13 protein-coding genes are annotated in these 12,826 nt (G+C 67.9%); 6 read left to right on the top strand and 7 right to left on the bottom strand.

The genetic code is table 11. From position 1 onward, the window contains the following. Positions 1-18 precede the first annotated feature (18 nt). Both grpE and hrcA read right to left on the bottom strand, forming a co-directional pair. The gene (gene grpE, locus LIW09_RS05715) at positions 19-522 is read right to left on the bottom strand and encodes a nucleotide exchange factor GrpE (RefSeq protein ID WP_338064838.1); all 504 of its coding nucleotides are present in this window, start codon (positions 520-522) and stop codon (positions 19-21) included. A gap of 53 nt (positions 523-575) precedes the next feature. Then, positions 576-1,628, bottom strand: a complete 1,053-nt coding sequence (gene hrcA, locus LIW09_RS05710; RefSeq protein WP_256646986.1) for a heat-inducible transcriptional repressor HrcA — start codon at positions 1,626-1,628, stop codon at positions 576-578. Positions 1,629-1,705: 77 nt separating this feature from the next. Here hrcA and recN point away from each other — a divergent pair, with 77 nt between their 5' ends. The 6 genes from recN (at position 1,706) to LIW09_RS05680 (ending at position 7,749) form a co-directional block, all read left to right on the top strand. Further along, positions 1,706-3,364 carry a DNA repair protein RecN gene (recN, locus tag LIW09_RS05705; RefSeq protein WP_256646985.1) on the top strand — a complete coding sequence of 553 codons (1,659 nt, stop codon included), beginning with the start codon at positions 1,706-1,708 and terminating at the stop codon, positions 3,362-3,364. Between the two features lie 37 nt (positions 3,365-3,401). After that, on the top strand, positions 3,402-4,412 hold the full coding sequence (locus LIW09_RS05700; protein ID WP_256646984.1) for an amidohydrolase family protein: 1,011 nt from the start codon (positions 3,402-3,404) through the stop codon (positions 4,410-4,412). 127 nt (positions 4,413-4,539) lie between these two features. Next, complete coding sequence (gene kynU / locus LIW09_RS05695) at positions 4,540-5,808, top strand: kynureninase (RefSeq protein ID WP_256646983.1); 1,269 nt, start codon at positions 4,540-4,542, stop codon at positions 5,806-5,808. Next, entirely contained in the window at positions 5,796-6,062 is a 267-nt protein-coding gene (locus LIW09_RS05690) for a hypothetical protein (RefSeq protein ID WP_256646982.1), read from the top strand. Before kynU ends, LIW09_RS05690 begins: the two co-directional genes overlap by 13 nt. A gap of 15 nt (positions 6,063-6,077) precedes the next feature. Further along, on the top strand, positions 6,078-6,413 hold the full coding sequence (locus LIW09_RS05685) for a GIY-YIG nuclease family protein (protein WP_256646981.1): 336 nt from the start codon (positions 6,078-6,080) through the stop codon (positions 6,411-6,413). Further along, positions 6,373-7,749: an FAD-dependent oxidoreductase gene (locus LIW09_RS05680; protein WP_256646980.1), complete on the top strand. Its 1,377-nt coding sequence runs from the start codon at positions 6,373-6,375 to the stop codon at positions 7,747-7,749. Before LIW09_RS05685 ends, LIW09_RS05680 begins: the two co-directional genes overlap by 41 nt. Before the next feature lie 6 nt (positions 7,750-7,755). Here LIW09_RS05680 and aroA read toward each other — a convergent pair whose 3' ends face one another. The 5 genes from aroA to LIW09_RS05655 form a co-directional block, all read right to left on the bottom strand. Then, on the bottom strand, positions 7,756-9,057 hold the full coding sequence (gene aroA / locus LIW09_RS05675) for a 3-phosphoshikimate 1-carboxyvinyltransferase (protein WP_256646979.1): 1,302 nt from the start codon (positions 9,055-9,057) through the stop codon (positions 7,756-7,758). Next, positions 9,054-10,166, bottom strand: a complete 1,113-nt coding sequence (hisC, locus tag LIW09_RS05670; RefSeq protein WP_256646978.1) for a histidinol-phosphate transaminase — start codon at positions 10,164-10,166, stop codon at positions 9,054-9,056. The genes aroA and hisC overlap by 4 nt, the downstream gene beginning before the upstream one ends. Continuing rightward, positions 10,163-11,287 (bottom strand): prephenate dehydratase, encoded by a 1,125-nt coding sequence (pheA, locus tag LIW09_RS05665; RefSeq protein WP_256646977.1) that lies wholly within the window; start codon positions 11,285-11,287, stop codon positions 10,163-10,165. Before pheA ends, hisC begins: the two co-directional genes overlap by 4 nt. Next, on the bottom strand, positions 11,280-12,365 hold the full coding sequence (gene serC / locus LIW09_RS05660) for a 3-phosphoserine/phosphohydroxythreonine transaminase (protein WP_256646976.1): 1,086 nt from the start codon (positions 12,363-12,365) through the stop codon (positions 11,280-11,282). Before serC ends, pheA begins: the two co-directional genes overlap by 8 nt. A 117-nt stretch (positions 12,366-12,482) precedes the next feature. After that, positions 12,483-12,755 (bottom strand): polyhydroxyalkanoic acid system family protein, encoded by a 273-nt coding sequence (locus LIW09_RS05655; protein ID WP_256646975.1) that lies wholly within the window; start codon positions 12,753-12,755, stop codon positions 12,483-12,485. Between the last annotated feature and the right edge of the window lie 71 nt (positions 12,756-12,826).

Genomic DNA, 12,826 nt, shown 5'->3' with positions numbered 1-12,826 from the left:
GCCGGGCGGCTCACGCGGTCAATCGTGGTTGGCCACGATCACCAGCGCAGGGCGCAGCAGGCGCCCGTTCAGGACGTAGCCTTTCTGGAACACGGTGATGACGTGCCCCGGCGCCACGCCCGCCGCATCCCCCTGGCTGATGGCCTGGTGGTGCTCGGGGTTGAACGGCTGGCCGGTCGGGTCGAGCACTTCCATGCCGTTGTCGGCGGCGACCTTCAGCAATTGCTTGTAGGTCAGCTCCAGCCCCTGCTTCAACGCCACCGCTTCGTCCCCGGCGGCGGTCATGCCGGCATCGAGGCTGTCGAACACCGGCAGCAGGTCGCTGAGCAGGCGCTCGTTGGCGAATTTGCGCGCCGTGTCGATGTCGCGCGCCAAGCGCCTGCGCTGGTTTTCGAGGTCGGCGCGTTCCAGCAGGGATTGCGCACGCAGCTGCTCGACTTCTGCGCGCAGCGCTTCCAGTTCATCCCCCTGCGGCGCCTCAGCGGTCGCGTCGTTCACTTCCTGCGTCGGATCGTTGGTCATGTCCACGGTTCGATTCGCGGCGGGATGCCGCATCCAACAGCGTGAATGGGGACTCAGCCCTCCGGATTCAAGGCGGCCCCGAGGACCGCCGCAGTGGCCTCCACCACCGGGATCACCCGCTCATAGGCCATGCGGCTGGGGCCGATCACCCCCAGCACGCCCAGCACCTGCCCGTCGTGACCGTAGGGCGCGGTGACCAGCGACATCCCCGCCAGCGGCGCAAGCCCGGTTTCCTCGCCGATGAACACGCGCATGCCCGGCGCTTTCGCGGTGCGTTCCAGCAATTGCAGCAGTTCGCGCTTTTCGGCAAAGGCATCAAACAGTGCGCGCAGCCGATCCATGTCGCCCAGCTCCTGCAGCCCCAGCAAACGCGCCTGCCCGGCGACCAGCATGTCGTCCTGCGCGGCCGGCGCGAACGCCTGTTCGGCCAACTCGATCGAACTGGCCAGCAGCCGCTCCATTTCGCTGCGCGCATCGCGCAGATCGCGCAGCAGCGCCGCGCGAATGGCCGTCAGCGAGTGCCCGGCAAAGTGTGCATTGAGATAGTTGGCCGCCTGCTCCAACTCCGAAGGCGAACACGCCCGCCGCAGCTGCACCACCCGGTTCTGCACTTCACCATCGGCAAAGACCAGGATCGCCAGCACCCGCTGTGGATCCAGCGCCACGAAATCGATCTGCCGGAAAGCGAAGCCGTCGCGTCGCGGCACGCTGACCATGCCGGCGAAATGGGTCATCGTCGCCAGCAGTTCGGACGAACTGCCCAACAGCGCCTGCGTGCCCGCCCCCGCCGGCAGGCCGCTGCGCAAACGGCTGACGTCGTCGCTTCCCAGCGGCTTGACTTGCAACAGGGAATCGACGAACAGCCGGTAGCCCTGCGCCGTGGGCACCCGCCCGGCCGAGCTGTGCGGCGCCGCCAGCAAGCCGGCATCCTCCAGCGACGCCAGGATATTGCGGATGGTGGCTGCGCTGATCTCCAGCCCCGCATGCTTGACCAACGTCTGCGACCCCACCGGCTCGCCGCTGCGGATATGCCGCGCCACCAGCGTGCGCAGCAGCTGGCGGGCGCGCGGGTCGTGGGCGATGTCCTGGGTCGGCTTGCGTGCCATGCGCATGGTTGTAAGCGCCAACGAACGCACATGCAACCGCTACCCGCAGGAACCGGGTAAAGGCACAATGCGCGGCAATGTTGACCCGCCTGTCCATTCGCGATTTCGCCGTGGTGGCCCATGCCGAGCTGGAATTCGGCGCGGGCCTCACCGTCGTGTCCGGCGAAACCGGCGCCGGCAAGTCGCTGCTGGTGGATGCGCTGGGCTTCCTGTCCGGCGCCCGCGGCGATGCCGGCGCGGTGCGCCACGGCGCGCAGCGCGCCGAACTGTCCGCCGAATTCGCGCTGGACGACTGCCCCGCCGCCGCGGCCTGGCTTGCCGAAACGGAGCTGGACGACGATGGCGCCTGCCAGCTGCGCCGCACCCTGCGCGCCGACGGCGGCTCGAAGGCCTGGATCAACGGGCGTACCGTCACCATCGCCCAACTGGCCGACCTGGCCGCGCTGCTGGTGGAAATCCACGGCCAGCACGCCCAGCAGGCATTGCTGGTGCGCAGCCAACAAACCGCGCTGCTGGATGCCGCCGCCCGCCATCAACCGCTGCTGGCCGCCACCCGCGCTGCCGCGCTGCACTGGAAAGCCTTGCACGACGAGCGCGAGGCCTTGCTGGCGCGCGGCGACGTGGGGGAACGCCAAGCCTGGCTGCGCCACCAACTGGACGAATTGCAGGCGCAGCCGCTGGAGCCCGCGGCGCTGGCAACGCTGGACGCCAGCCATCGCCGGCACGCGCATGCCGCATCGCTGATCGCGGCCTGCGAGCTGGCCCTGGAGGCATTGGGCAATGACGACTCCCTCGGCGCCCGCCTGCAGCATCTGCGCAGCGGGCTGCAGCGCGAAGCCGCGCATGAGCCGCGCCTGGTCGAAGTGGACGGCATCCTCGATTCCGCCGTCATCCAGCTGGATGAGGCGCTGACCCTGCTGCAGCGCATCCGCGACGACCTCGACGTGGATCCCGATGCGCTGGCCGAGATCGAGCGCCAACTTACCCGCGTGCAGGACCTGGCGCGCAAGCATCGCGTCGCGCCCGACAGACTGGCCGCGCACCGCGACGCGCTGGCGCTGGAACTGGACTCACTGGCGGATGCCGATGCCAAGCTGCAGCGGCTCGATCGCGACATCGCCACCGCGCGCGTCAACTGGCGGCAGGCCGCACTGGCGCTGGGCGATTCGCGCCGGAACACCGGCAATGCGCTTGCGGCCGCGGTGACCGCGCTGATCGGCGAGCTGGGCATGCAGGGCGGCCGGTTTGACGTCCAGCTGGAGCCCAATGCAAGCGACCTGCCTGACCCCAACGGCATCGAGCGCGCCGAGTTCCTGGTGTCGGCCAACCTTGGCCAGCCGCCGCGCCCACTGCGCAAGGTCGCCTCGGGCGGCGAGCTGTCGCGCATCTCGCTGGCCATCGAGGTGGCCGCGCAAGGGCAGGACGCGGTGCCCACGATGGTGTTCGACGAAGTCGATGCCGGCATCGGCGGCGCCGTGGCCGCTGCCGTGGGGGCCAAACTTCGCGCCCTCGGCGACCTGCGCCAGGTGCTGTGCGTCACCCACCAACCGCAGGTGGCCGCCGCCGGCCACGCCCAATACCGGGTCAGCAAGGCCGCGCAGGATGGCATCACCCAGTCCTCCGTGGTCGCGCTGGATGCCACGGGCCGCGTGGACGAGATCGCCCGCATGGTCGGCGGCGCGGATGTCAGCAAGGAAGCCCGCGCCGCGGCGAAGAAGCTGCTGGACGGCCACTGAGCCCAACTGGCACGCGCATTGGCCCTAGAATCGGGCCATGCTCAAGATCGACACCCATGCCCATTACCTGCCGCGCGACTGGCCGGACCTCGCCACGAAATACGGCGACAACCGCTTCCCGGTGATCCACCACGGCGACGACGGCCGCCACCGCATCTACAAGGACGGCAAGTTCTTCCGCGAGATCTGGCCGAAGACCTGGGACCCGCAGATCCGCATCGACGACTACGCCGGTTTCGGCGTGCAGGTGCAGGTGCTGTCCACGGTGCCGGTGATGTTCAGTTACTGGGCCAAGGCGCACCAGGCGCTGGAGCTGCACAAGTCGCTCAACGACCACATGGCGCAGACCTGCCGCGACTTCCCGCGCCATTACGCGGGCATCGGCACGGTGCCGCTGCAGTCGCCCGCGCTCGCGGTGCGCGAGCTGGAGCGCTGCATGGACGAGCTGGGCCTGCAGGGCGTGCAGATCGGCTCGCACATCGGCGACTGGAACCTCGACGCGCCCGAATTGTTTGAGTTTTTCGAGGCGGCCAGCGAGCTGGGCGCGGCGATCCTGGTCCACCCGTGGGACATGATGGGCGCCGAGTCGATGCCGAAATACTGGCTGCCGTGGCTGGTGGGCATGCCCGCCGAGCAGTCGCGCGCCGCCTGCTGCCTGGCGTTCGGCGGCGTGCTGGAACGGCTGCCGAAGCTGCGCGTCGCGCTGGCCCACGGCGGTGGCAGCTTCCCCTACACCATCGGCCGCATCGAGCACGGCTTCAACATGCGCCCGGATCTCGTCGCCACCGACAACTTCCGCAACCCGCGCGAATACCTGAAGCGCCTGTATTTCGATTCCTGGGTGGCCGACGACGCCGCGCTGCGCTACCTGCTGGACGCCTGCGGCAGCGAGCGGGTGATGCTGGGCACCGACTATCCGTTCCCGCTGGGCGAGCAGGTGCCGGGCGAAGGCATCGAGCGGCTCGGCTTGGCCGAGGTGCAGCGCGCACGGCTCTACCACGGCACCGCGCTGGAATGGCTTGGTCTTCCCGCGTCGAGGTTTGCATGAACTTCCACCCGTCATTCCCGCGCAGGCGGGCGTCTTTCCGCAGCCCTTGTGGCTGTGTATCCAGCTTTTACTTAGAAGATCAAGAGCTGGATTCCCGCCTTCGCGGGAATGACATCCGGGACAGAAAATGACCGACCCATTTACCGACACCTACGCGCAATCCCTCGACGCCGCCGACCCGCTGCGCCACTTCCGCGACGAGTTCCACCTGCCGCTGCACGACGGCACGCCGCAGGCCTACTTCGTCGGCAATTCGCTGGGCCTGCAACCGAAGGGCGCGCGGGCGCAAGTCGAGGAAGTGCTGGACAAGTGGGCGCGCGAGGCTGTGGAAGGCCACTTCACCGGCAACGCGCAGTGGATGCCCTACCACGAGCTGGTGCGCGACCCGCTGGCGCGCGTGGTCGGCGGGCAGCCGCAGGAAGTGGTGGCGATGAACTCGCTGACCGCCAACCTGCATTTCATGCTGGTCAGCTTCTACCGCCCGACCCGCGAGCGCCCGGTGCTGCTGATGGAGGCAGGCGCCTTCCCCTCCGACCGCTACGCGCTGGAATCGCAGGTGCGTTTCCACGGCTTCGACCCGCTTGATGCGCTGGTCGAAGTCGAACCGGACAATGCCGACGGCACGTTTTCAATGGCCGCCATCGAGCGCGCCATCGCCGAGCACGGCCCGCGGCTGGCCACCATCGTCTGGCCGGGCGTGCAGTACCGCACCGGGCAGGCGTTCGACCTGAAGGAGATCGCGCGGCTGGGCCATGCGGCCGGCGCGGTGGTCGGCTTCGACCTGGCCCATGCGGTCGGCAATCTGCCCCTGCATCTGCACGACGCCGACGCCGACTTCGCGGTCTGGTGCCACTACAAGTACATGAACGCCGGTCCCGGGGCAGTGGCTGGCTGCTTCGTCCACGCGCGCCACGCGCAGACCGATCGGCCGCGCTTCGCCGGCTGGTGGGGCAACGACGCCTCGGTGCGCTTCAGGATGGGCCCGCAGTTCTCGCCCACGCCGGGTGCGGATGGCTGGCAGCTGTCCAACCCGCCGATCCTCGGCCTGGCGCCGTTGCGCGCTTCGCTGGAGCAGTTCGACCGCGCCACCCTGCCGGCCCTGCGTGCGAAGTCGGAGCGCCTGACGGGCTATCTCGAACAACTCATCGACGCCGACCTTCGCGACGTGCTGCAGGTGGCGACGCCGCGCGACCCCGCGCAGCGCGGCTGCCAACTCTCGATCCGCGTCATCGGCGGCCGCGAGCGTGGCCGTGAGCTGTTCGAGTTCCTCGCCGCGCGCGGCGTGCTCGGCGACTGGCGCGAACCGGACGTGATCCGCATCTCGCCGGTGCCGCTGTACAACAGCTTCGCCGACGTGCTGCGCTTCGCCCGCACCGTGCGGGAATGGCGCGTCTGATCCTCATGCCGGCCATCCGCTCGATGTCGACTATCCGCTCGATGCCGGCTTTCCGCTCGATGCCGGCTTTCCGCTCGATGCCGGCTTTCCGCTCGATGCCGGCTTTCCGCTCGATGCCGGCTTTCCGCTCGATGCCGGCTGTCCGCTCGATGTCGGTTATCCGCTCGATGCCGGCTATCTGCGCGATGCCGACTATCCGCTCGATGCCGGCTTTCCGCTCGTCATGCCCGCGAAGGCGGGCATCCAGCTCGTGACGTTGTACCGAAAAAATGAAGCAACCCGCCGTCTACATCCTTGCAAGCCACTATCAAGGGACTCTCTACATCGGCGTGACCAGCAATTTGGTTGCAAGAACGTGGCAGCATCGGAGCCATGTCGTTGACGGTTTCACCAAGCAGTACGGAGTCAGGTCTCTCGTTTGGTACGAACAACACGATTCGATGGAATCGGCAATTCAACGCGAGAAGCAACTGAAGAAATGGAATCGCGCCTGGAAAACACGGCTCATCGAATCCCTGAATCCAGCATGGAAAGACCTGTGGCCGAAGATAATCGGGGACACGCATGACATCGGAAAAGCTGGATTCCCGCCTTCGCGGGAATGACGAGCATTTGACCCTCATCGGCGGCGGCCTGGCCGGCGCCCTGCTCGCCATCCTGCTGGCCCGGCGCGGCTGGTCGGTGGACGTGTTCGAGCGCCGCGGCGACCCGCGCGTGGAAGGCTACGCCGGCGGCCGCTCGATCAACCTGGCGCTGGCCGAACGCGGCCTGCATGCGCTGCGCCAGGCCGGCGCGGACGAGGCCGTGTTGCAACAGGCGGTGATGATGCGTGGCCGCTTCGTGCACCCGCTGCACGGCGAGCCGGGCCTGCAACGGTATGGGCGCGACGATTCGGAAGTGATCTGGTCGATCAATCGCGGCGAGTTGAACAGCGTGCTGCTGGACATCGCCGAATCGCATGGCGCACGCCTGCAGTTCGACCATGCGCTGGAGCAAGTGGATTTCATCGACCACGTGGCCACGTTCCACCATCACGGCGCACGGGTGGTCCGTCCCTTCCGGGCGCTGGTCGGCGCCGATGGTGCGGGCTCCACCGTGCGCGCGGAAATCGCCAAGGTGCAAGCGCTGGGCGAGCGCACCGACTGGCTGGACCACGGCTACAAGGAGCTGGAAATCCCGCCGGCCGCCGACGGCAGCTTCCGCATCGAGCCCAATGCGCTGCACATCTGGCCGCGCGGCCACTACATGTGCATCGCCCTGCCCAACGACGAACGCACCTTTACGGTGACCTTGTTCATGCCGCATGCCGGCGCGCATCCCAGCTTCGCCACGGTGCAAACCGGCGACGATGCGATGGCCTTGTTCCAGCGCGAATTCCCCGATGCATTGCCGCTGATCCCGGCGCTGCACCACGACTTCGAGGCCAATCCGGTCGGCAACCTTGCCACCTTGTATCTGGACCGCTGGCACCTGGGCGGCCAGGCCGTGCTGCTGGGCGACGCCGCGCACGCGATGGTGCCGTTCCACGGCCAGGGCATGAACTGCGCGTTCGAGGACTGCGTGGCGCTGGCGCAGCATCTGCAGGATTCGCCCACGCTGGCCGACGCATTCGCGGCATTCGAACGCGAACGCAAGCCGAACGCCGAAGCCATCCAGCAGATGGCGCTGGAAAACTACATCGAGATGCGCGACAAGGTGGATCACCCGGAGTACCTGCTGCAGCGGCAATTGGAACTGGAATTGCAGGAGCGCCATCCGGGGCGGTTTGTACCGCACTATTCGATGGTGACGTTCATGCGCGTTCCCTACGCCGTGGCGCTGCACCGTAGCGATGTGCAACGCAAGCTGCTAGTCAATGCCACCTGCGGCTTGCACAGCCTGGATAGCGTGGATTGGGAGACATTGGATGCCGCTGTCGTGAAGCAGCTATCGCCGCTGTAACCGGTTTCAATCCAACCCGAACCCCGCCGCACGCGCCAGCTCCGCAAAGCCCGGGAACGAGGTCGCCACGGTGTCCACGTCGCGGATCAGCACCTCGCCAGTGGCGCGCTGCGCGGCTACCGAAAATGCCATCGCAATGCGGTGGTCGTGCTGGCTGGTGATCTCGCCGCCGGCCAGTGCACCCGGGTGAATGGTGGCGCCATCCGGCGTTTCATCCACCCGCAGCCCCAGCGTGCGCAGGCCCGCCGCCATCACGCCCAAGCGGTCGGATTCCTTGACCCGCAACTCGGCCGCGCCGCGCACCACGGTGGGGCCATCCGCGCAGGCAGCGGCCACGAACAGCGCCGGGAACTCGTCGATCATGTCCGGCACCAGCGCTTCCGGCACCTCGATCCCGCGCAATGGCGCATGCCGAACCACCAGGTCCGCGACCGGCTCGCCACCGTGCATGCCGCCGCATGCTTCGGTGATATCCGCGCCCATCATGCGCAGCGCCTGCAGCAAGCCGGTGCGGCGCGGATTCAAACCCACCGCCTTCAGGCACAGCTCGGAGCCCGGGACAATGCTGGCCGCGACCAGAAAGAACGCCGCCGAGGAAAAATCCGCCGGCACCGCCACGTCGGTGGCGCGCAGGCGCTGGCCGCCGCGCAGCCGCGCGTCGCCGGGCCGGTAGTCGATCGCCACGCCGAACGCCGCCAGCATGCGTTCGGTGTAGTCGCGGGTGGGGTGCGGCTCGCGCACCACGGTCTCGCCGTGCGCGTACAAACCCGCCAGCAGCAGCGCGGATTTCACTTGCGCGCTGGCGACCTCCAGCGTGTGCTCGATGCCGACAAGGGACTGCCCGCCGTGGATGCGCAGCGGCGGCACGCCGCCCTGCCCGGTCTCGATGCGCGCGCCCATCGCCACCAGCGGCACGGTCACCCGCCGCATCGGCCGCCGGCTCAGCGAGGCGTCACCCACCAGCACGCTGTCGAAGCGCTGCGCCGCCAGCAGGCCCGCCAGCAGGCGCATGCCGGTGCCGGCATTGCCGCAGTCCAGCGGTCCGTCCGGCGCCCGCAGGCCGTCGATGCCCACGCCGTGCACGACCCGCCGCGAGGGCGAGGGTGTTTCGATGCGCACGCCAAGTTGCGCAAAAATCGCCGCGGTGGCGCGGGTGTCCTCGCCTTCCAGGAAGCCGTCGATCTGCGACACGCCGTCGGCCAGCGCGGCAAACATCACCGCACGATGTGACACCGATTTGTCGCCCGGCATCGACAACGTGCCGCGCAGCGGCGTGCCCGCGCGCGCGCGCCAATCCAGCGTGCTCATGCCATCACCTCGTCCAGCGCCGCCAGCAGGCGTGCGTTTTCCGCGCCGGTGCCCACCGTGATGCGCAGGCAATCACCCAGCCCGTAGCCGCCCATCGGCCGCAGGATGACGCCCTGCGCCACCAGCGCCGCCTCGACGCGCGCGGTGTCATCGCCAAAGTCGACCAGCAGGAAATTGGCCTGCGACGGCGACACGGCAAGGCCGCGTTGGCGCAGCGCGGACGCCAATGCCCCGCGCTGCTCGCGGTTGGCTGCCACCGACGCCCGCAGGTGGTCGCTGTCGGCCAGCGCCGCTTGCGCAGCAGCCAGTCCCAACGCATTGACGTTGAAACTCTCGCGCACGCGCTCCATCACCGCGATCAACTGCGGATGCGCGACCGCATAGCCCACCCGCAGCCCGGCCAAGGCGTAGGCCTTGCTGAAGGTGCGGGTGACCACCAAGTTGGGATGCCGCGCCAACAGCGGCAATGCGCTGGCGTACTCCGGTGCATCGACGAATTCCGCATAGGCTTCATCGACCACCACCAGGACGTGCTCCGGCACGCTTGCCAGGAAGGCCGTGAACGCCGCGCCGGCGTACCAGGTGCCGGTGGGGTTGTTGGGGTTGGCCAGATACACCAGCCGCGTGCGCGGGCCGATGGCAGCGCGCAAGGCATCCAGGTCATGCCCGCGCGGCGCGGCATGGTCGCGCGGCAGCGCGGGCGCGCGCCGCAGCGTTGCACCCGCCGCCTGCGCCGCCAGCGCATACACGGCAAACCCATACTGCGAGACCACCACCTCATCGCCAGCGCCCGAGAACACCTGCGCGAACTGCATCAACAACTCGTGCGAGCCATTGCCCAGCAGGATGCTGGACGCATCAATGCCGTGGGCGCCAGCCAACGCACGCTTGAGCTCGCCGCCCAACGGATCGGGATACACGTGCATGCTGCCCAGCGCATCCACGATCGCCTGCCGTGCGCGCGGGCTGGCGCCGCGGGAATTCTCGTTGGAGCCCAGTTCCAGCAGCGCACGATCCGCGTGACAGCGCAGCGCCACCAGATCATGGCCCGGGTCGTAAGCGCGCAGCGCGCGAATTCCCGACTGCGCCAATGCCCCGAAATCGATCATGCAATCGCCACCGGATAGGAGCCCAGCACGCGCACTGCATCACCTTGCCCGGCAATCTCGTCCAGCGCATCTTTCAGCGGCGATTCGTCGCAATGACCGGCCACGTCGATGAAGAACGCGTATTGCCACTTATGGCCATGTTCAGGCCGCGACTCGATCCGGTTCATGCTGATGCCGCGCCGCGCCAGCGGCTCCAGCACGCCATACAGCGCGCCGGGACGGTCGCGGATGAATACCAGCAGCGAGGTGCGGTCGTTGCCGGATGGCGGAAACGGCTGCCGGCCGATGACCAGGAAGCGGGTGGTGTTGTCGCTGCGGTCCTCGATCGGCCCGGCGATGCGCTTCAGGCCATAGACCAGGGCTGCGGTCTCGCCGGCGATGGCGGCTGCATCGTCCGAACTGCGCGCACGCCGTGCACCTTCGGCATTGCTGGACACCGGGACCTTCTCGACCGCCGGCAGGTTCTTGCGCAACCAGCCACTGCACTGCGCCAGCGCCTGCGGATGGCCGAACACCCGTTGCACGTCCTCGATCCGGCCACCACGCGACAGCAAATGCTGGTGCACGCGCAGCTCCACCTCGCCGCAAATGCGCAGCGGCGAGGTCAGGAACAGATCCAGCGTGACCTGGATGGTGCCCTGCCCGGAATTCTCCACCGGCACCACGCCAAAGTCGGCATTGCCGGCAGCCACATCCTCGAATACCTCTTCGATGCTGGCCAGCGACAGGCCAAGCGCGGAGTGGCCAAAATGCTTGAACACCGCCTGCTGGCTGAAGGTGCCCTCCGGCCCCAGGTAACCGATTTTCAGCGGCTCCTGCTGGGCCAGGCAGGCCGACATGATTTCGCGGAACAGGCGCACCAGCTCTTCATTGGACAGCGGGCCGTCATTGCGATCCACCACCCGCCGCAGCACCTGCGCTTCGCGCTCGGGGCGGTAATAGTCCACCGCCGCCGCCAGCTTGCCCTTCGCCTTGCCGACCTGATGCGCCCAGTTGGCGCGCTCGGCGATCAAGGTCTGGATCTGCTGGTCGATGCCGTCGATTTGCGCGCGGACTGCGGCCAGGTCGGGCTTGCCGGAAGGCTGCTGCTTGTCCGTCGTCTTGCCGGTTTTCCTAGCCATGGCTGCGCTGGAACTCCCGCATGAACTCGGCCAATGCCTGCACGCCGGCTTCGGGCATCGCGTTGTACAGCGACGCACGCATGCCGCCCAACACGCGGTGGCCCTTCAGCGCCACCAAACCCGCCTGTCTGGCCTGGGCGAGGAACGCCGCGTCCAGCGCCGGGTCGTGCAGGAAAAACGGCACGTTCATGCGCGAGCGCGCGGCCGGCGCCACCTCGTTGCGGTAGAAGCCCCCGGAACCATCGATGGCGGCATACAACAGCGCCGCCTTGCGCGCGCTACGGCGACCGAATTCGGCCACGCCACCCTCGTCCAGCATCCAGCGCACGGTCAGGCCCAGCAGGTACCAGTTCCAGCTGGGCGGCGTGTTGAGCATCGAGTCGGCCTTGGCCTGGGCGCCATAGTCGAAAATCGGCGCACGCGGCTGGCCAGTGCGCTGCAGCAGCTCACGTCGCACGATCAGCACGGTAATGCCCACCGGGCCGAGGTTTTTCTGCGCGCCGGCATAGACCGCGGCAAAGCGGGAAATATCCAGCGGCTCCGACGCGATGGACGAACTGAAGTCGGCTATCAGCGGCACGCCACCGACCTGCGGGATATCGCGCAGCTCCACGCCGTGGATGGTCTCGTTGGCAGTCACGTGCACATAGGCGGCATCCGGCGAAAGCTGCCAGTCCGAACGGGGCGGCACGTCGCGAAACCCGCCGACTTCACTGCTGGCCGCAACGCGCGCCTCCACGCAATGCGCCGCCTGCCTGATCGCGGTCTTGCCCCAGTGGCCGCTGACCACGTAGTCGCAGGCCTGGCCAGGCGCGGCGAAGTTCAGCGGCAGCAGCGCCTGCACCGTGGTGGCGCCGCCCGACGCGAAGATCACGGCGTAGTCGTCGGGAATTGACAGCAACGTGCGCAAATCGGCTTCGGCCTGCCGCGCGACGTCCAGGAAATCCGCGCCGCGATGGCTGATTTCCAGAATGGAAGCGCCGGTGTCGCGAAACTCCAGCATCTCGGCCTGCGCCTGACGCAACACCGGCTCCGGCAACATCGCGGGGCCTGGGCTGAAGTTGTAGGCACGCGTCATCGGACGACTCCAAGGAAGGATTCCCGCAGTATGCCGCAGCGCAACACGGTTGCGTTTGCGGTTTCCGCAGAAACTTTCCATGACCCATTGGCATCACGGCAGAAGCGGTTTGACGCCTCAGAACTTCTCTTTCAGCACGCGCCGGATCTCGGCCTCGATGGGTTCCTTGAACATCGCCGCCAGGAAGCCCAGCTTGGCCGAGACGTGCAGATCATCGTCACTCAGCGCGATATGGCCATCGATGCCGGAGCGCGAGAAATTCAGGATGTCGCCCTCCCAGCCGCAGTCGAGCTGGAAGCGTTCTTCCAGCTTCCTGGCGACGTCGTCCACCGCCTTGCGGGCCTGTGCCTTGGGCAGGGAATGCGGATGCCGGATATCGATGCGGGACATGGAAATGGGGCGGTAGTGGACGGTACTGCATTCTGCCGCCTGCAGCCGCCGGCGAACAACCTGCAAAGCGC

The sequence above is a fragment of the Thermomonas paludicola genome (assembly GCF_024498955.1).
GTDB lineage: Bacteria > Pseudomonadota > Gammaproteobacteria > Xanthomonadales > Xanthomonadaceae > Thermomonas > Thermomonas paludicola.
This window is presented reverse-complemented; position numbering and strand designations above follow the sequence as displayed.